We start from the raw sequence: 18,913 nt of genomic DNA, 5'->3' as shown, positions 1-18,913 counted from the left end.
GGTTTACACACCGTCAATGTAGGAGCTGCCGAAGGCTGCGATCTTTTGAACTTCAAGCATGCTGCTTACGATACTCACCCGGCGCAATGCCGAAGCGCGATTTGAACGCCGTCGAAAAATAGCTCGAATCGGAAAACCCCCACGAATACCCCAGCACCGACAACTTCTCTTCCCTGCCCGACTGGCGCAAAGACTCAGCACACAAATCCAGCCGCCGGTTCTTGATGTAGCGCGCCACCACCAGGCCTTTCTTGGCGAACATCCGGTACAGGCCACGGGTCGACATGCCGACTTCCCGCGCCAGCCATTCCGGGCAGAGCTCTTCGGAGCGGATGTTCGCGTCGATAAAACTCAGGGTCTTGCGGAAGATGCGCTCGTGCGGGTCCGCGCAATCGTCGGTCTGGCTGATCGCCGGACGCAGCAGGCTGACAATCGCTTCCAGGGTTGCTTCGCTTTCCTGGCGACTTAGGTTCTGTTGGCGCGTGGCGTCGAGGATCAAGCGATGCGAAAGCATGGCGATGGGCGATGTCCCGGCGATCCGGTGGCCGCACTTGACCTGATTGAAGCGCAGGGTTTGCTCCACCAGTTGATACGGCAGGATCAGCGACAATTGCCGGGAGTTTTCGCTGTAGGTGAAATCGCTGGGCCGCGAGGCATCGATCAGCGTGATGTCACCGGCGGACAACAACACCTTGTCGTCGCCTTGCGCCATACCCGCCGTGCCATCGAGCTGGAACACCGCGAAGTATTTGCCGCCCTCGCCCGCCGCGACTTCATGCGGCGTGCGGTACAACCGCGCCTGGCAGGCATCGACGAAGCTGAGTTTGAGGGCATCGCTGCGGTATTCCCGGATCTGACCGGCGAAACCGGCGCCCAGGGGTTGTGCGTTGAAGGCGCCACAGATCTGGTTGATCTGATGAATCCATTGATCGAACCCATCCTGGCGCTGTGCGTTTGTAGAAATCATGGCAGGCCTCACGCAGGCTTATTTTTATTGTCTACGTCAAAACACAGGTTCTCCTGAACAGCGACTCTCCCTGAACGGCGACGGGTTACTTCAACCCGCCAAACCGTCGATAAAAACTCTCGCCCACATCCGGTAACGGTCCATCGGCGGTTTCCAGGGCACTGTTCAGCCAATCCTCGGCCTTGGCGTAGATCAAACGATAAATATTGCGGCACAACTGTCGGGCCGCGCGGCCTTCCCAATCGCCGGGCAACAACTCGTCCGGCAGTTGCGGGTCGCGCAGCAGCAGTTTGCGGTATTCATGAATAAGCAGGATCCGCGCCAGGAAGCAGTCGGACGGCTGCAGGTTTTCCTGCTCGCGAAGCGCTTGCCAGAGCGGTCGGAACAGTTGAATGAATTCGCTGTAGTGGGTCGCCAGTTCCTCGATGTTCCAGCTTTCGCGCACTTGCAGGCGCAGCGCCTTGGAGGCCAGTACGTCCTGGGCGGTGGTTTCGAAGACGATGGTGTCTTCCTGGGCGCCGAGGTCGAGCAAGGTTGCGTTGACGTCGGTGCGATCGCTGCGCGGGCAGGCCAGGACCACCGGCGAAATCGCACCAAAACCTTGCCACTCCAGTTCTTCGCGCACTTGTTTGCGCTTGTCCTGGGTCAGTTGCGAAAGCATCACCAGGCACCACGAACCATCCCAGGCCGGCATCGTGGTGCTGTAGACCCGCTTGAAGGCCTTGTCGAAACGCCGGCGACCGGTGCCGGTCAGGCTGTAGTAGCTGCGACGGCCGACTTTCTCGGCGGTCAGCCAGCCTTCTTTGGTCAGGCGAAAAATCGAGGTGCGGATCAGGCGTTCGTTGATGCCGATCGGTTCGAGCAATTGAATCAGGCTGCCAAGCCACACCGTCCCGCCGTGGGGTTCGATGGCATCACCGTACAAGGTGATGATCAAGGAACTGGCGCGAATCGGCGTCTGCTCCTGGAAGCGGGTAATCAGATGGTTCAAGGGTGTCAGGGACGACATGGGCGTACCGAGCAAAAAAAGAAAAGGAATATACCGGTAGGAGTTGCCGCAGGCTGCGATCTTTTGATCTTGATCTTCAAAAAACACAATCAAAAGATCGCAGCCTTCGGCAGCTCCTACAGGGAGTTGGTGCTGCCCTTGGGCCGTAACCCGCTGTCGCTGATCCGTCGGCGGTTTTCTTCCGGCTCGCTCAGCGGTTCACACACCTGCATCTGCTCCAGGCAACGCTGGGCCAGTTGCTGATACTCGCGGGTCCCCGCCTGTTTCCACGCCACTTCCTGATCGCTGAGGGTGCGCTTGACGCTGGCCGGTGCGCCCATGACTAGCGATTGCTCGGCACACTCGAAACCGGCCTTGACGAACGCTGCCGCCGAGACGAATGAACGCGGGCCGATCCGGGCGTTGTCCATCACCACCGCATTCATCCCCACCAGCGCGTCGGCGCCGATGCGGCAACCGTGCAGCACCGCGCCGTGGCCGATGTGGCCGTTGCGCTCGACCACGGTGTCGCTGTCCGGGAAGCCGTGCATCACGCAGGTGTCCTGCAGGTTGGCGCCCTCCTCCAGCACGATCCGGCCGAAATCCCCGCGCAGGCTGGCCAGCGGCCCGACGTAGCAATGCGGCCCGATGATCACGTCACCGATCAGCACGGCGGACGGATGCACATAAGCAGTCGGGTCGACCACGGGGGTCAGGCCATCGAGGCTGTAGCAGGTCATGGAAGATTCCTTCACAAAGCGATGCCGATAATGACTTATTTTGTATCACATCGCTTTTACATACACAAAGACAAAAAACCGTATCACTTGACAAGCGGCTTTCCGACGACCTGCTCCACAACGCAAAACCTCGCATTAAACCCAATAAAATAAGGGTAGAACCCGCTATCAACTGCTGTTTCAGATTACCGGCGCACAACCACCATCCGACTAAAAGGACACATTAAATCAATTTCAGTATTGCATTTGCGTATCACGTTGTAGCTATACTTGGGCAAAACCGGCCCCTGCGGCCGATCCAATAACGAGCCGGCACCACGCCGAGCGTGCACCGTGAGGGCATCTGCCATGCCTCAAACCCTTGCCGTCGAACTGATAGAGCCTGGCGTTCGCCTGATTACCTTGCAGCGCCCGCAAGCCCTGAACGCCCTGACCACCGAATTACTGGGTGAGCTGGCCGATGAACTGAATGCCGCGCAAGCCGATGCCGAGACCCGTGTCGTGGTGCTCACCGGCAGTCGCAAGGCCTTCGCCGCCGGCGCCGACATCAAGGAAATGGCCGAGCGCAATCTGGTCGGCATCCTCGACGACCCACGCCAGGCCTCATGGCAAACCATCACCCGCTTCAGCAAACCGTTGATCGCCGCGGTCAACGGCTTCGCGCTGGGCGGTGGCTGCGAACTGGCAATGCACGCCGACATCATCATTGCCGGCGAAGACGCCCGCTTCGGCCAGCCGGAAATCAACCTCGGGATCATGCCCGGCGCCGGTGGCACCCAACGCCTGCTGCGCGCCGTCGGCAAATCCATGGCCATGCAAATGGTCCTGACCGGCGAGCCGATCGACGCCCGTCAGGCCCAGCGCGCCGGCCTCGTCAGCGAAGTCACCCAGCCGGAATTCACCGTCGAACGCGCCCTGCACATCGCTCGCAACATCGCCGCCAAAGCACCGCTGGCGGTGCGTCTGGCCAAGGAAGCGTTGCTCAAGGCGATGGACACCGACCTCGCCAGCGGCCTGCGTTTCGAGCGCCACGCCTTCACCGTGTTGGCCGGCACCCGCGACCGCGACGAAGGCATTGCCGCCTTCCAGGAAAAGCGCAAGCCGACCTTTATCGGCCAGTAATCCGCCCACGAATTAGAACGACCTCCAAGAGAGCGCCAAGACCATGAACTTCGAACACATCCTGTTTTCCATCGAGGCCGGCGTTGCCCTGCTCAGCCTCAATCGCCCGGACCAGCTCAACAGCTTCAACACCCAGATGCATGGCGAAGTGAAGGAAGCGCTCAAGCAAGTGCGGCAGAACCCCGAAGTGCGCGTGTTGCTGCTGACCGGCGAAGGCCGCGGCTTTTGCGCCGGGCAGGATCTGAGCGATCGCAATGTCGCACCGGGCAGCGCCGTGCCGGATCTTGGCGAGTCCATCGAGAAGTTCTACAACCCGCTGATCCGCCAATTGCGCGACCTGCCGCTGCCGGTGATCTGCGCGGTCAACGGCGTGGCCGCAGGGGCCGGCGCCAACATTCCGCTGGCCTGCGATCTGGTTTTGGCGGCACGTTCGGCAAGCTTTATTCAGGCGTTCTGCAAGATCGGCCTGATCCCCGATTCCGGCGGCACCTGGACCCTGCCGCGCCTGGTCGGCATGGCTCGAGCCAAGGCCTTGGCACTGCTGGGCAACCGCCTGAGCGCCGAACAAGCCGAGCAATGGGGCTTGATCTACCAGTGTGTGGACGATGCCGATTTGCGCGACGAAGCACTGAAACTCGCTCGCCACCTGGCGACCCAGCCGACCTACGGCCTGGCGCTGATCAAACGCAGCCTCAACGCCAGCCTGAGCAACAGCTTCGACGAACAACTCGAACTGGAGCGCGACCTGCAACGCCTGGCCGGGCGCAGTGAGGATTACCGCGAAGGCGTTGGCGCCTTCATGGAAAAACGCACCCCCGTGTTCAAGGGGCGCTGAGTCATGACTGCACTGAACACCAACGCACGCATCGCCGTGATCGGCGCCGGGGCCATGGGTGCCGGTATCGCCCAGGTCGCGGCGCAAGCCGGTCATCCGGTGCTGCTGCTGGACAACCGCCCCGGCGCTGCTGCTCAAGCCATTGAAGGCATCGATCGGCAACTGGGCAAACGGGTCGAGAACGGCAAGCTGTCCGCCGAATCGCGCAGCGCAACCATCGCTCGCCTGCAAGCCGTGGAAGCCATCGAGGCGCTGGCCGATTGCGAGCTGATCATCGAGGCCATCGTCGAAAACCTTGAGGTCAAGCGCGCCCTGTTCCGCCAGCTCGAAGGCATTTGCGGCGAACACTGCATTCTGGCCAGTAACACCTCGTCGCTGTCGATCACCAGCATCGCCGCGCAGCTTGATCACCCAGAACGCCTGCTCGGCCTGCACTTCTTCAACCCGGCGCCGGTCATGGCGCTGGTGGAAATCGTCTCCGGTCTGGCCAGCGATCCGGCACTCGCCGAGTGCCTGTACGACACCGCCAAGGCCTGGGGTAAAAAACCGGTTCACACCCGCTCCACACCGGGTTTTATCGTCAACCGCGTGGCCCGACCGTTCTATGCCGAGAGCCTGCGCCTGCTGCAAGAAGGTGCCGCCGATTGCCCGACTCTCGACGCGTTGATGCGCGAGGCCGGCGGCTTTGCCATGGGCGCGTTCGAGCTGACCGACCTGATCGGCCACGACGTCAATTACGCCGTGACCTGCTCGGTGTTCGACGCTTATTACCAGGACACCCGCTTCCTGCCGTCGCTGATCCAGAAAGAGTTGTTGGACGGCGGGCGTCTGGGACGCAAGAGCGGTCAGGGTTTCTATAGCTACGCCCAAGGTGCAGAGCGCCCGCACGCCACTGAAATCGGCAGCGATGCGCAGATCGAAGTTTGTGCCGTGGAAGGCGACCTCGGCATCGCCCAGGGTTTGCTCGCACGTTTGCGTGAACACGGCGTCGAGATCATCCAGCGTGACGGTCAAGGTTTGCTGCGGGTCGGTGACGCCGTTCTGGCGTTGAGCGACGGGCGTATGGCTTGCCAGCGCGCAAAAGAAGATGGTCTGCTCAATCTAATTCTGCTGGATCTGGCGCACGATTACGGCAATGCCAAGCGTATCGCCATCAGCTATGCGGAAGGCATTGATCCACTGGCCCTCGAACAAGGCATCGCCCTGCTGCAACGGGCCGGCCTCAAGGTCAGCCTGCTCAGCGACAGCCCGGCCCTCGCCGTCCTGCGCACCGTCGCCATGCTCGCCAACGAAGCCGCCGACGCCCTGCTGCAAGGCGTTGCTTCTGCCGCCGACATCGATCTGGCAATGCGCGCCGGGGTCAATTACCCGCAAGGCCCGCTGGCCTGGGCCGATGCCGTTGGCCTGCCACACATTCTGAACGTGCTGGAAAACCTGCAAGCCAGCTATGGCGAAGAACGCTACCGGCCGTCGCTGCTGCTGCGCCGTCGGGTCGCCGAAGGGAGAAACTTCCATGACTAATCACGAAGCCATGACATTGGCCAGCGAATGCGCGCAAGCGTTGTTCCAGCGCGACACCGCCAGCCAGGCCATGGGCATGCGCCTGCTTTCCGCCGGCCCCGGTTGCGCCCGCGTCGGCATGACCGTGCGCGCCGACATGCTGCAGGGCCACGGCACTTGCCACGGCGGCTACCTGTTCGCCCTCGCCGACTCGGCGTTTGCGTTTGCCTGCAACAGCTACAACGAAGCCACCGTGGCCATCGGTTGCAGCATCGACTACATCGCCCCGGCGTATCTGGGCGACACGCTGAACGCCGATTGCATCGAGCAGAGCCGCTCCGGTCGCACCGGCAACTACGACGTACGCATTGAAAACCAGCAGGGCCAGTTGATCGCCCTGTTCCATGGCAAATCCTACAAAGTGCGCGGCCCGGTGCTGACGCAGGAGAACCCGAATGAATGACGCCCTGATCATCGACGCAGTCCGCACCCCTATCGGTCGCTACGCCGGTGTATTGAGCAGCGTGCGCGCCGACGACCTCGGCGCGGTGCCGCTGCGCGAACTGTTGCGCCGCCACCCGCAAGTGGACTGGAGCAGCGTCGACGACGTGATCTACGGCTGCGCCAACCAGGCCGGCGAAGACAACCGCAACGTTGCGCGCATGTCGGCGCTGCTGGCCGGATTGCCGGTCAGCGTCCCCGGCACCACGCTCAATCGCCTGTGCGGTTCCGGGCTGGATGCGGTCGGCACTGCGGCGCGCGCCATTCGCAGTGGCGAGGCCGGGTTGATGCTGGTGGGTGGCGTCGAATCGATGTCCCGCGCACCGCTGGTGATGGGCAAGGCTGAGCAGGCGTTTTCCCGTTCGGCGGAGATCTTCGATACCACCATCGGCTGGCGTTTCGTCAATCCGCTGATGAAAAAAGCGTTCGGCATCGACTCCATGCCGGAAACCGCCGAGAACGTCGCCGAACAGTTCAACATCTCCCGCGCCGACCAGGACGCCTTCGCCCTGCGCAGCCAGCAACGCGCTGCCGCCGCCCAGGCCAACGGGCGCCTGGCCAAGGAAATCGTCGCCGTGGAAATTGCCCAGCGCAAAGGCCCGGCCAAAGTGGTCGAGCACGATGAACACCCGCGCGGCGACACCACCCTTGAGCAACTGGCCAAACTCGGCACGCCGTTCCGCGAAGGCGGCAGCATCACCGCCGGCAACGCTTCCGGGGTCAATGACGGCGCTTGCGCGTTGTTGCTGGCCAGCCCGGAAGTCGCCAAACGCCACGGTCTGACCGCTCGTGGTCGCGTTGTCGCCATGGCCACCGCCGGCGTCGAGCCACGGATCATGGGCATCGGCCCGGTGCCAGCGACCCGCAAGGTACTGGAACTGGCCAACCTGAGCCTGGCGGACATGGACGTGATCGAGCTAAATGAAGCATTCGCCGCGCAAGGTCTGGCGGTGTTGCGCGAACTGGGCTTGAGCGACACCGACCCACGGGTCAACCCGAACGGCGGCGCCATCGCCCTCGGCCACCCATTGGGCATGAGCGGCGCGCGACTGGTGACCACCGCCCTGCATGAACTTGAAGAACGTAACGGCCGCTACGCCCTGTGCACCATGTGCATCGGCGTTGGCCAAGGGATCGCGCTGATCATCGAGCGTCTATCCCACTAAAGAATCGCGATTCCCAGGGAGCCGAGAGGTATCCTTGGGGCATGCACTCAAAGCCCTTCCGTGAAAGGGCTGGAACACAAAAACAATTCGAGTGAACACATGAACATGCCAATAGCCCAAGCCGTGCTGAACCCTGTGCTGGACCCGCTGGAAACCGCCAGCATCGACGAGTTGCGCCAGCATCAGCTCGAGCGCCTGCGCTGGAGCCTGAACCACGCCTACAACAACGTGCCGCTGTACCGTCAGCGCTTCGATGCGCTGGGTGTGCACCCGGACGACATCAAGTCCCTGGATGACCTGGCGAAGTTCCCCTTCACCACTAAGTCCGACCTGCGCGACAACTACCCGTACGGCATGTTTGCCGTGCCGATGAACGACATCGTGCGCCTGCACGCGTCCAGCGGCACCACCGGCAAACCGACCGTCGTCGGCTACACCCAGAACGACATCGACACCTGGGCCAACGTGGTGGCGCGTTCGATCCGCGCCGCTGGCGGCCGACGTGGCGACAAAGTGCACATCTCCTACGGCTACGGCCTGTTCACCGGCGGCCTCGGCGCGCATTACGGTGCCGAACGCCTGGGTTGCACGGTGATCCCGATGTCCGGCGGCCAGACCGAAAAACAAGTGCAGCTGATCAAGGATTTCCAGCCGGACATCATCATGGTCACGCCGTCCTACATGCTCAACATCGCCGATGAAATCGAGCGTCAGGGCATCGACCCGCACAAACTGGCCTTGCGCCTGGGCATCTTCGGCGCCGAGCCGTGGACCGCCGAACTGCGCAGCGCCATCGAAGCGCGTCTGGGCATCACCGCCCTTGATATCTACGGACTCTCGGAAATCATGGGCCCGGGTGTCGCCATGGAATGCGCGGAAACCAAGGACGGCCCGACCATCTGGGAAGACCACTTCTACCCGGAAATCATCGACCCGGTGACCGGCGAAGTGCTGCCGGACGGTCAGATGGGCGAACTGGTGTTCACCTCATTGAGCAAAGAAGCCCTGCCGATGATCCGCTACCGCACCCGCGACCTGACGCGCCTGCTGCCGGGCACCGCACGGCCGATGCGGCGCATCGACAAGATCACCGGACGCAGCGATGACATGCTGATCATTCGCGGGGTCAACGTGTTCCCGACGCAGATCGAGGAGCAGGTGCTGAAAATCAAACAGCTTGCCGAGTGCTACGAGATCCATCTGTATCGCAACGGCAACCTGGACAGCGTTGACGTGCATGTGGAGCTAAAGGCTGAACACCAGCACTTGACCGATGAACAGCAGAAGGCTGTTTGCGGGGAGTTGAGCAAGCACATCAAGACTTACATCGGGATCAGTACGCGGATCGTTTTACAGCCTTTCCATTCGATCAAGCGCTCTGAAGGCAAGGCCTGCCACGTTGTGGATAAACGTCCGAAAGCATGACTGCTGCACCTTTTCAGCCCCGCTTTTGCGGGGCTTTTTTTAGTTGTCAACCGCCTACACCTGGATGCCTTAAACCGACTGTTCAGAGATTGCGTGCCAGTACACTGCTGACATCGACCCGGTTTTCATCTTGCGGCACCCGTTCTCTGAGCTGCTCAAGATGCGTGCCCAAACCGCCGATAATGCGCTTTTTGCGCTTGGCAGCTTCAACACGCAGCAGCAGGTAAAACCCCAACCCCGCTGACGCACCCCACCAGAAACCAAAAAAATAGGCAGCAATCCCCGAAAGCACAGTGGTGACCAACGCTGGCATCCAGTGGGATCTCGGCGGAACCAGCCGTGCGTACACCCACTCAGGTCTCGTCAACACAACGCTTTGCGAAACACTGTAGTTGCACACAATGGCAGGCAAACCATTCGTGCCTTTTGCATCCCCGACATAGACGACAGAGAGATCATCGCCTTTGCGAAACCGAAAGTCCGGGTTGCCGAGAATCAATTGCAACTCCAGACCATCAGGCGTTCTGACCCAGTACTCGTCTTCAATCTCATATTCAACGGGCTCGCGGCGTCGCTCACGGCTCAATATTTCACCACGATGAGTCCAGAACCTGACAACCACATTGTCGTATTTGTAGTCGTACATCGCTATTCCTGAAAATGCATCAACGATTGCGCGAGAGCGCCCGGCGCACGCTGTCACTGTTCAGCGCGGCACTTTCGGTTTCGGCTGGTGCTAAAGCTGGAGCTGGAGCTGGAGCTTGAGATTCCACCTGAACCGGGATTTCGATCTGGAAAGAAATTTCCGCCTGAATCGGGCTTTCGACTCGAGCAGCGACTGGCGCCGGGACTGCGCTTGGCATCTGAACACCATTACCGATCTGGTTTTTCAGCTTCTCAAGGTAGGCATCCAGATCGCTGGCCAGCATTTTCTTGCGCTGCGAGCCCTGATATAGCGCGTAGCAAAGGTACGCGGCCGCCGCCAGCAAACCCAGCCCCGCCGTTGCAAAACCGGCGACGCTCAATCCCAGCACGATCAGCAGGGTCTTCCAGTTAAAGGGCCATAGTTCCAGCTCCGTACCGAGCATCTTGCCGTCGCGCAACGCCCAACGCTTGGCCGCCGTGTGGTTGTGCAGCAGGACGTGTAAAGGGTTGCCGTCCTTCTTCAAGGCACTGATCAAGGAGATTTGTTGCCCGGTACGCAACGGAATGTCCACGCCGCGCAGCTTCACGTCGTGCTCGATGCCGTCGGCGGTCCTGATCCAGAACTCATGGTTGATGATCGACACCGAACTGACCCGCAACGGTTTCTCTTCACCACTGTTGCCGTTAACAGGGCCGCCGGTGGTCGTCACGCGGGTTTCGCTGAGCTTTTCGCTGCCCACCACTTCACCGCTCAAAACAGTGAACGCAATGGTTTTATCGCCATGGGTGAAGGTGTGCATTTCGATTCCTTGATGAGTCCACGTCGGTCGATGCGCCGGAGGAAAGGTCCGTCAGCGGCGGATGCTACTAAGTAGCCACTAGCCTGTCCAGAAACCGCAATCGCTCTCCATACGTCGGAAGCGATACAGAAAAATTTACGACACGTTATTTTGTGTTTGATATTAATTTCTGTATCGCTTATAAAGTTCTCCATGCCTCAGAACAGATTCAAGGCGGGAGACCACAAATGTACGCACAGCTCGTAGAAACCGGCGTCAAGCGCATCAAGGACCTGTCGGAGATGTCCGAACAGGAACGCGCCTTCCAGGAAAAAATCGATTCAGAAATCAAGATCGAAGCGAAGAACTGGATGCCAGATGCTTATCGCCAGACGCTGATCCGGCAGATTTCCCAGCACGCCCATTCCGAGATCGTCGGCATGCTGCCGGAAGGCAATTGGGTCACCCGTGCGCCGACGCTCAAACGCAAACTGCAACTGATGGCCAAGATCCAGGACGAAGCCGGCCACGGCCTGTACCTGTACAGCGCCATGGAAACCCTGGGCGCCGACCGCGATGAAGAAATCGCCAAGCTGCACAGCGGCAAGGCCAAGTATTCGAGCATCTTCAATTACCCGACGCTGAACTGGGCCGACATGGGCGCGGTGGGCTGGCTGGTGGACGGCGCAGCCATCGTCAATCAGGTGGTGCTGCAGCGCACATCCTACGGACCCTACTCCCGGGCCATGGTGCGCATCTGCAAGGAAGAAAGTTTCCACCAGCGCCAGGGCTACGAAATCCTCCTGACCATGATGCGTCACGGTACCCAGGCGCAAAAAGACATGGTCCAGGACGCGATCAACCGTCTGTGGTGGCCGTCGCTGATGATGTTTGGTCCGAGCGATGAACACTCGCCGAACAGCGCGCAATCCATGGCCTGGAAAATCAAGCGCCAGAGCAACGACGAACTGCGCCAGCGCTTCATCGACCAGACCATCCCGCAACTGGAACTGCTGGGCTGCACCTGCCCCGATCCGGACCTGAAGTGGAACGCCGAGCGCGGCCACTACGACTTCGGCGAAATCCAGTGGAACGAATTCTACGAAGTGCTCAAGGGCAACGGCCCTTGCAACACCGAACGCGTCGCCACCCGCCGCAAGGCGATTGAAGACGGCGCCTGGGTCCGTGAAGCCGCCGTCGCCCACGCCCGCAAAAAACAAAACAAGAACGCCGCCTGATTCGGCCACCTGATGTGGAGTAACTGAAATGTCCGAGTGGACCCTCTTCGAAGTCTTCGTGCGCAGCAAGCACGGCCTCAACCACAAGCACGTCGGCAGCGTACATGCCGCCGACACCACCATGGCCATCGAGAACGCGCGCGAGCTCTACACCCGTCGCAGCGAAGGCGTGAGCCTGTGGGTCGTGCCTTCGGCGCTGATCACCGCTTCGTCGCCGGATGAAAAAGACCCGCTGTTCGATCCATCGGACGACAAGGTTTATCGCCACGCCAGCTTCTACGAGCTGCCGGCCGAAGTCGGGCACATGTGAGGTCGACCATGGACAACAAGACTGATCTGATCGAATACCTGCTGCGCCTCGGCGACAGCGCCCTGATCCAGGGCCAGCGCCTGTGCCAATGGTGCGGCAAGGCGCCGGCGCTGGAAGAAGAACTGGCGTTGATGAACGTCGGCCTCGACCTCGTCGGCCAGGCGCGCAACTGGCTGGAATACGCCGCCGAACTGCTGGACGACGGCCGCAGCGCCGACGACCTGGCGTTCCGCCGCGACGAGCGCGCCTATCGCAACCTGTTGTTGGTGGAACAACCCAACGGCGACTACGCAGTGACCATCCTCAAGCAGTTCCTGTATGACGCCTGGCACCTGCCGGTGCTTCACGGGCTGAGCCAGTCCAGCGATGAGCGCATCGCCGGGATTGCCGCCAAGGCTGTGAAAGAAGTCACCTATCACCTGCGCCGCTCCGGCGAGTGGGTCGAGCGTCTGGGTGACGGCACCGAAGAAAGCCACAAGCGCATGCTCGCGGCGATTCCGGAAGTCTGGCGCTTCACCGTGGAACTGATCGCTGCCGATGACAGCGAACAGCGCCTGTGCGAAGCCGGTATCACCCCGGACATCGCCAGCGTCGCTGCGCAGTGGCAAGCCAAGGTCAACGAAATCTTCGCCAGCGCCACCCTGCCCGTGCCCGCCGCGCCGAGCTATTTCTACCTGAATGCACGCAAGGGCCTGCACACCGAACACCTGGGCATCCTGCTGGCCGAAATGCAGTTCCTGCCACGAGCGTACCCCGATGCAACCTGGTGAGCTGATCGCCAGCGACCTCGGCGCCCGGCCGGCTCAACCGACCGACCTGGCCGCTGCGTGGGCGATCCTGTCCGAAGTCATGGACCCGGAAGTGCCGGTGGTCAGCGTGGTCGACCTCGGCATCGTCCGCGATCTGGACTGGCAGGCCGGACACCTGCACGTGGTGGTGACGCCGACCTACTCCGGTTGCCCCGCGACTGAAGTGATCGAGGGCGATATCCGCCAGGCGCTGGAACTGGCCGGATTCAAGGCGCCGCAACTTGAGCGAAAGTTGACCCCGGCCTGGACCACCGACTGGATCAGCGCCAGTGGCCGCGAACGCCTGCGCGCCTACGGCATTGCGCCGCCCGAGGGCAGCACCAGCAAACGCAGTCTGCTCGGCGAGAGCCCGGTGATCGTCTGTCCGCAATGCGGCAGCGCTCACACCGAAGTGCTCAGCGAGTTCGGTTCCACCGCGTGCAAGGCGCTGTACCGCTGCGTCGATTGCCGGGAACCGTTCGACTATTTCAAGTGCATCTGAGCGGCAAATCGGCCGTCGCAGCTGGAGAACAATAATGAGCAAATTTCACAGCCTGACCATCAAGGATGTGCGCACCGAGACCCGTGATGCGGTGTCCATCGCCTTCGAGATTCCGCAGGAACTGCAAGACAGTTTTCACTACACCCAGGGCCAGCACCTGGTGATGCGCACGCAACTGGACGGCGAAGAAGTGCGCCGCTCCTACTCGATCTGCACCGGGGTCAATGACGGTGAACTGCGCGTCGCCATCAAGCGCGTAGCAGGTGGGCGTTTTTCCGCGTTTGCCAATGAACAGCTCAAGGCCGGGCACAGCCTGGAAGTGATGCCGCCCGCCGGACATTTCAGCGTGGAACTCGACCCGGCGCGCCATGGCAGCTACCTCGCAGTAGCCGCAGGCAGCGGCATTACGCCGATCCTGTCGATCATCAAGACCACCCTGGAAACCGAACCCAACAGCCGCGTGACCTTGCTGTACGGCAACCGTTCCAGTTCCGGCGCGCTGTTCCGCGAGCAACTGGAAGACCTGAAAAACCGTTACCTGCAACGCCTGAACCTGATCTTCGTGTTCAGCCGCGAGCAGCAGGATGTCGACCTCTACAACGGCCGGATCAACGCCGAGAAATGCGAGCAACTGTTCAGCCGCTGGCTCGACGTCAAAGCCCTCGACGCAGCGTTCATCTGCGGCCCGCAGGAAATGACCGAGACCGTACGTGACAGCCTCAAGGCCAAGGGCATGGCGCCTGAACGCATTCACTTCGAACTGTTCGCCGCCGCCGGCAGCCAGCAGAAACGCGAAGCCCGCGAGGCGGCGCGTCAGGTGGACGCCGCGGTCAGCCAGATCACCGTGATCAGCGACGGCCGTGCCCTGGCCTTCGACCTGCCGCGCAACAGCCAGAGCATCCTCGACGCCGGCAACGCCCAAGGCGCCGAACTGCCCTACTCGTGCAAAGCCGGCGTGTGCTCGACCTGCAAATGCAAGGTCATCGAAGGCGAAGTGGAAATGGACAGCAACCACGCCCTCGAAGACTACGAAGTCGCGGCCGGTTATGTGCTGTCGTGCCAGGCGTTCCCGATCAGCGACAAAGTGGTGCTGGATTTCGATCAGCTTTGATATCCGGCGCCACGCCAAACCCTGTGGGAGCGGGCTTGCCCGCGATGAGGCCATCAGATTCAACATCACTGGTGACTGATCCATCGCTATCGCGGGCAAGCCCGCTCCCACAGTTTTAGCGATAGACCCGAAAACACTGTTTCACCCAAAACAAAAACAACAAAGGAGCGCGCGTCATGACACCCCAAGACATAGAACTCATCCGCCAGCACCCCGACTTCATCCAGCTGGTGCGCCGCAAGCAGAAACTCTACTGGTCGCTGTCGCTGATCATGCTGGTGATCTACTTCGGCTTCGTGTTGCTGGTGGCGTTCTCCCCCTCCACCCTCGGCCAGTCTCTGAGCGGCGGCGTGACCACCGTGGGCATGCTGGTGGGTGTGGTGATCGTGGTGCTGGCCTTTGCGCTGACCGGGTTCTATGTCTATCGCGCCAACAACGTGATCGACCCGCTGAATGAAAAACTCAAGCAGGAGTGCGCCCGATGAGCCGTCTTCTCGCGTTGTTTTTGCTGCCGCTGGCGGTGGTCACCGATCTTGCGGTGGCCGCCGACGGTGCGTCCCGTCCGCTGAACTGGAACGCCATCGGCATGTTCCTGGTGTTCGTTTTGTTCACCCTCGGCGTCACCCGTTGGGCGGCGCTGCGCACCCGTTCCGCCAGCGACTTCTACACCGCCGGCGGTGGCATGACCGGTTTCCAGAACGGCCTGGCGATTGCCGGTGACATGATCTCGGCCGCGTCATTCCTCGGCATCTCCGCGATGATGTTTCTCAACGGCTACGACGGTTTGCTCTACGCCTTGGGCGTGTTGGCCGGCTGGCCGATCATCCTGTTCCTGATTGCCGAACGCCTGCGTAACCTCGGCAAATACACCTTTGCCGACGTGGTTTCCTATCGCCTGGAACAGACTCCGGTGCGCCTGACTTCGGCCTTCGGCACCCTGACCGTGGCGCTGATGTACCTGGTGGCGCAGATGGTCGGCGCCGGCAAGCTGATCGAATTGCTGTTCGGCATCGACTACCTCTACGCGGTGATGCTGGTCGGCGTGTTGATGGTGTTCTACGTGACCTTCGGCGGCATGCTCGCCACCACGTGGGTGCAGATCATCAAAGCGGTGATGCTGCTGTTCGGCACCAGTTTCATGGCGTTCATGGTGCTCAAGCATTTCGGTTTCAGCACCGAAGCGATGTTCGCTGGCGCCACTGCCGTGCACGCCAAGGGCAACGCGATCATGGCCCCCGGTGGCTTGCTGTCGAACCCGATCGATGCGATTTCCCTCGGCCTGGGCATGATGTTCGGCACCGCCGGTTTGCCGCACATCCTCATGCGTTTCTTCACCGTCAGCGATGCCAAGGAAGCACGCAAAAGCGTGTTCTACGCCACCGGTTTCATCGGCTACTTCTACTTGCTGCTGATCATTGTCGGCTTCGGTGCCATCGTCATGGTCGGCACTGATCCGGCGTTCCGCGACGCCAGCGGCGCGATCATCGGCGGCGGCAACATGGTCGCCGTGCATCTGGCTCACGCGGTGGGCGGCAACTTGTTCCTCGGCTTCATTTCGGCGGTGGCCTTCGCCACCATTCTGGCGGTGGTCGCCGGGTTGGCGCTGTCCGGTGCGTCGGCGGTATCCCACGACCTGTATGCCTGCGTGATGCGCAAGGGGCAGGCCAGCGAGCAGCAAGAGATGCGTGTGTCGCGCATCGCCACCCTGTGCATCGGCGTGCTGGCGATCATCCTCGGCCTGCTGTTCGAATCGCAGAACATTGCTTTCCTGTCCGGCCTGGTTTTGGCCATCGCCGCGTCGGTGAATTTCCCGGTGCTGTTCCTCTCGATGTACTGGAAAGGCCTGACCACTCGTGGCGCGGTGCTCGGCAGTCTTGCCGGGCTGTTCTCGGCGATTGTCCTGCTGGTGCTGAGCCCGGCGGTGTGGGTCAACGTCATGCATCACGACAAGGCGTTGTTCCCGTACTCCAACCCGGCGCTGTTTTCCATGAGCCTGGCCTTCTTCAGCGCCTGGCTGTTTTCCGTCACCGACAAATCACCCCGTGCAGCCCTTGAACGCGGCCGTTACCTGGCGCAGTTCATCCGCTCGATGACCGGCATCGGCGCCTCGGGTGCCAGCCAACACTGATTTCCCTCTTGACCGGCGCGGCCTCAACCGCGCCAGACACTGACCATACCCGGAGCAATCCTGATGTCTCACTCCCCTACCCTGCAAAGTTTCATCGCCGGTCGCTGGATCGGCCAACACGGCGCGCAGATCCTGCGCAGCGCCATCGACGGCCATGAAATCGCCCGCACCCATGAAGAGCGCCCGGACTTCGCCGAAGCCATCGAGCACGGCCGTCGCCAGGGTGTCAGCGGCTTGATGGCGCTGGATTTCCAGCAGCGCGCCCAGCGTCTCAAGGCTTTGGCCCTGTACCTGAGCGAGCGCAAGGAACAGCTCTACGCGATCTCCCATCACAGCGGCGCAACCCGCGCCGACAGCTGGATCGACATCGAAGGCGGCAACAGCACGCTGTTCACCTACGCCAGCCTCGGCTCCCGTGAATTGCCGTCGGGCAACGTCGTCCATGAAGGCCCGGCCATGCAGCTGAGCAAAATGGGCACCTTCGCCGGCACCCACATCCTGGTACCTCGCGGTGGCGTGGCGGTGCACATCAACGCCTTCAACTTCCCGATCTGGGGCATGCTGGAAAAATTTGCGCCGAGCTTCCTCGCGGGCATGCCGTGTATCGTCAAACCGGCCAGCGCCACCAGCTACCTGACGGAAGCCGTGGTGCGCCTGATCGATGAATCCGGCCTGTTGCCGGCAGGCAGTCTGCAATTGATCATCGGTGGTACCGGCGACCTGCTCGACCGCCTGCAAGGTCAAGACGTGGTGACCTTCACCGGCTCCGCCGACACAGCAGCCAAGCTGCGAGTAAACCCGAACCTGATCCGCAACTCGGTGCCGTTCACCGCCGAAGCCGACTCGCTGAACTGCGCGATCCTCGCCCCGGACGTAACCCCGGATGACGAAGAATTCGAGCTGTTCATCAAGGAAGTCGCCCGGGAAATGACCACCAAGGCCGGGCAGAAATGCACCGCCATCCGCCGCGCCATCGTTCCGGCCAAACACATTGACGCCGTTGCTACCCGCCTGCGCGATCGTCTGGCCAAAGTCGTGGTCGGGGACCCGTCGGTGGAAGGCGTGCGCATGGGCGCACTGGCTTCCCACGATCAGCAGAAAGACGTGGCCGAGCGTCTGGAAGCCCTGTTGCAGAGCAGCGACCTGTTGTTCGGCGCCCGCGATGGTTTCGAGCCGCGCGGTGAAAATGTCGACAAAGGCGCGTTCTTCGCCCCGACCCTGTTGCAGGCCCGCGACCCGCACGCCGAAGGCGGCGCTCACGATATCGAAGCGTTCGGTCCGGTCAGCACCTTGATGGCCTATGACGATCTCGACGAAGCGCTGGCGTTGGCCGCGCGCGGCAAAGGCAGCCTCGTGGCCAGCCTGATCACCAAAGATCCGCAAATCGCCGCCAAAGCCGTTCCAGTCGCAGCCGCCTTGCACGGGCGCTTGCTGGTGCTGGATCGTCACTGTGCCGGCGAATCCACTGGCCACGGTTCGCCGCTGCCACAACTCAAGCACGGTGGCCCGGGTCGTGCCGGCGGTGGTGAAGAGCTCGGCGGCCTGCGTGCGGTAAAACACTACCTGCAACGCGCGGCGGTACAAGGTTCGCCAACCATGCTCGCGGCAGTCACCGGCGAATTCGTGCGCGGCGCCAAGGTCATCGAAACCGAAGTGCATCCGTTCCGTCGCTACTTCCAGGACCTGCAGATCGGCGAGTCGCTGCTGACTCACCGTCGCACCGTCACCGAGGCCGACCTGGTGAACTTCGGTTGCCTGTCGGGCGATCACTTCTACATGCACTTCGATGACATCGCGGCCAAGGAATCGCAGTTCGGCAAGCGTATTGCCCACGGTTACTTCGTGCTGTCGGCGGCGGCTGGCCTGTTCGTCTCCCCTGGCGTCGGCCCGGTACTGGCCAACTACGGCCTCGACACCCTGCGCTTCATCAACCCGGTGGGCATCGGCGACACCATCCAGGCGCGCCTGACCTGCAAACGCAAGATCGACCAGGGCAAGAAGAGCCCGCAAGGCGTCCCGCAAGGGGTGGTGGCGTGGGATGTGGAAGTGACCAACCAGTTGGGTGAACTGGTGGCGAGTTATGACATTTTGACGTTGGTCGTTAAGCGCGAGGAGTAATCCTTAAAGTCAAAAGATCGCAGCCTGCGGCAGCTCCTACAGATGAATGT

19 protein-coding genes are annotated in these 18,913 nt (G+C 61.6%); 14 read left to right on the top strand and 5 right to left on the bottom strand.

Features of this window, described 5'->3' with window-relative positions; translation table 11 throughout:
- Nucleotides 1-52 precede the first annotated feature (52 nt).
- The 3 genes from feaR to paaY all read right to left on the bottom strand — a co-directional run bounded on the left by feaR (nt 53) and on the right by paaY (nt 2,695).
- The gene (gene feaR, locus ACW9JC_RS20355; protein WP_457457152.1) at nt 53-967 is read right to left on the bottom strand and encodes a transcriptional regulator FeaR; all 915 of its coding nucleotides are present in this window, start codon (nt 965-967) and stop codon (nt 53-55) included.
- 85 nt (nt 968-1,052) lie between these two features.
- A complete protein-coding gene (gene paaX, locus ACW9JC_RS20350) occupies nt 1,053-1,976 on the bottom strand; it encodes a phenylacetic acid degradation operon negative regulatory protein PaaX (RefSeq protein ID WP_457457150.1) in 924 nt (307 codons plus the stop codon).
- A gap of 116 nt (nt 1,977-2,092) precedes the next feature.
- Nucleotides 2,093-2,695 carry a phenylacetic acid degradation protein PaaY gene (gene paaY, locus ACW9JC_RS20345; protein WP_457457148.1) on the bottom strand — a complete coding sequence of 201 codons (603 nt, stop codon included), beginning with the start codon at nt 2,693-2,695 and terminating at the stop codon, nt 2,093-2,095.
- Between the two features lie 348 nt (nt 2,696-3,043).
- Here paaY and paaF point away from each other — a divergent pair, with 348 nt between their 5' ends.
- The 6 genes from paaF to paaK all read left to right on the top strand — a co-directional run bounded on the left by paaF (nt 3,044) and on the right by paaK (nt 9,244).
- Complete coding sequence (gene paaF / locus ACW9JC_RS20340) at nt 3,044-3,817, top strand: 2,3-dehydroadipyl-CoA hydratase PaaF (RefSeq protein ID WP_457457146.1); 774 nt, start codon at nt 3,044-3,046, stop codon at nt 3,815-3,817.
- 43 nt (nt 3,818-3,860) lie between these two features.
- On the top strand, nt 3,861-4,652 hold the full coding sequence (gene paaG, locus ACW9JC_RS20335; protein WP_457457144.1) for a 2-(1,2-epoxy-1,2-dihydrophenyl)acetyl-CoA isomerase PaaG: 792 nt from the start codon (nt 3,861-3,863) through the stop codon (nt 4,650-4,652).
- A gap of 3 nt (nt 4,653-4,655) precedes the next feature.
- Entirely contained in the window at nt 4,656-6,173 is a 1,518-nt protein-coding gene (paaH, locus tag ACW9JC_RS20330) for a 3-hydroxyacyl-CoA dehydrogenase PaaH (protein WP_457457142.1), read from the top strand.
- Entirely contained in the window at nt 6,166-6,615 is a 450-nt protein-coding gene (gene paaI, locus ACW9JC_RS20325) for a hydroxyphenylacetyl-CoA thioesterase PaaI (RefSeq protein WP_457457140.1), read from the top strand. Before paaH ends, paaI begins: the two co-directional genes overlap by 8 nt.
- Nucleotides 6,608-7,819, top strand: a complete 1,212-nt coding sequence (gene pcaF / locus ACW9JC_RS20320) for a 3-oxoadipyl-CoA thiolase (RefSeq protein ID WP_416129181.1) — start codon at nt 6,608-6,610, stop codon at nt 7,817-7,819. The genes paaI and pcaF overlap by 8 nt, the downstream gene beginning before the upstream one ends.
- Before the next feature lie 99 nt (nt 7,820-7,918).
- The gene (gene paaK / locus ACW9JC_RS20315; protein WP_338582054.1) at nt 7,919-9,244 is read left to right on the top strand and encodes a phenylacetate--CoA ligase PaaK; all 1,326 of its coding nucleotides are present in this window, start codon (nt 7,919-7,921) and stop codon (nt 9,242-9,244) included.
- An 82-nt stretch (nt 9,245-9,326) separates the two neighbouring features.
- Here paaK and ACW9JC_RS20310 read toward each other — a convergent pair whose 3' ends face one another.
- Both ACW9JC_RS20310 and ACW9JC_RS20305 read right to left on the bottom strand, forming a co-directional pair.
- Nucleotides 9,327-9,890 carry a hypothetical protein gene (locus ACW9JC_RS20310; protein ID WP_457457137.1) on the bottom strand — a complete coding sequence of 188 codons (564 nt, stop codon included), beginning with the start codon at nt 9,888-9,890 and terminating at the stop codon, nt 9,327-9,329.
- Between the two features lie 19 nt (nt 9,891-9,909).
- Nucleotides 9,910-10,689, bottom strand: a complete 780-nt coding sequence (locus tag ACW9JC_RS20305) for a hypothetical protein (protein WP_457457135.1) — start codon at nt 10,687-10,689, stop codon at nt 9,910-9,912.
- Between the two features lie 227 nt (nt 10,690-10,916).
- On the opposite strand from ACW9JC_RS20305, the gene paaA reads away from it, so the two are divergent.
- The 8 genes from paaA (at nt 10,917) to paaZ (ending at nt 18,863) form a co-directional block, all read left to right on the top strand.
- On the top strand, nt 10,917-11,906 hold the full coding sequence (paaA, locus tag ACW9JC_RS20300; protein ID WP_338582057.1) for a 1,2-phenylacetyl-CoA epoxidase subunit PaaA: 990 nt from the start codon (nt 10,917-10,919) through the stop codon (nt 11,904-11,906).
- 28 nt (nt 11,907-11,934) lie between these two features.
- A complete protein-coding gene (gene paaB, locus ACW9JC_RS20295) occupies nt 11,935-12,216 on the top strand; it encodes a 1,2-phenylacetyl-CoA epoxidase subunit PaaB (RefSeq protein WP_007943393.1) in 282 nt (93 codons plus the stop codon).
- An 8-nt stretch (nt 12,217-12,224) separates the two neighbouring features.
- A complete protein-coding gene (gene paaC, locus ACW9JC_RS20290; protein WP_338582059.1) occupies nt 12,225-12,986 on the top strand; it encodes a 1,2-phenylacetyl-CoA epoxidase subunit PaaC in 762 nt (253 codons plus the stop codon).
- Nucleotides 12,973-13,506, top strand: a complete 534-nt coding sequence (gene paaD, locus ACW9JC_RS20285; RefSeq protein WP_338582060.1) for a 1,2-phenylacetyl-CoA epoxidase subunit PaaD — start codon at nt 12,973-12,975, stop codon at nt 13,504-13,506. The genes paaC and paaD overlap by 14 nt, the downstream gene beginning before the upstream one ends.
- 34 nt (nt 13,507-13,540) lie before the next feature.
- Entirely contained in the window at nt 13,541-14,617 is a 1,077-nt protein-coding gene (gene paaE / locus ACW9JC_RS20280; protein WP_448108684.1) for a 1,2-phenylacetyl-CoA epoxidase subunit PaaE, read from the top strand.
- 176 nt (nt 14,618-14,793) lie between these two features.
- Entirely contained in the window at nt 14,794-15,102 is a 309-nt protein-coding gene (locus ACW9JC_RS20275; RefSeq protein WP_034149283.1) for a DUF485 domain-containing protein, read from the top strand.
- Complete coding sequence (locus ACW9JC_RS20270; RefSeq protein WP_457457131.1) at nt 15,099-16,745, top strand: cation acetate symporter; 1,647 nt, start codon at nt 15,099-15,101, stop codon at nt 16,743-16,745. Before ACW9JC_RS20275 ends, ACW9JC_RS20270 begins: the two co-directional genes overlap by 4 nt.
- 63 nt (nt 16,746-16,808) lie before the next feature.
- Nucleotides 16,809-18,863 carry a phenylacetic acid degradation bifunctional protein PaaZ gene (gene paaZ, locus ACW9JC_RS20265; protein ID WP_457457129.1) on the top strand — a complete coding sequence of 685 codons (2,055 nt, stop codon included), beginning with the start codon at nt 16,809-16,811 and terminating at the stop codon, nt 18,861-18,863.
- Nucleotides 18,864-18,913 lie beyond the last annotated feature (50 nt).

It is taken from the genome of Pseudomonas sp. SDO5591_S426 (assembly GCF_054070755.1).
Note: the sequence above shows the minus strand (reverse complement) of the source record. Positions and strands in the feature narration are given on the sequence as shown.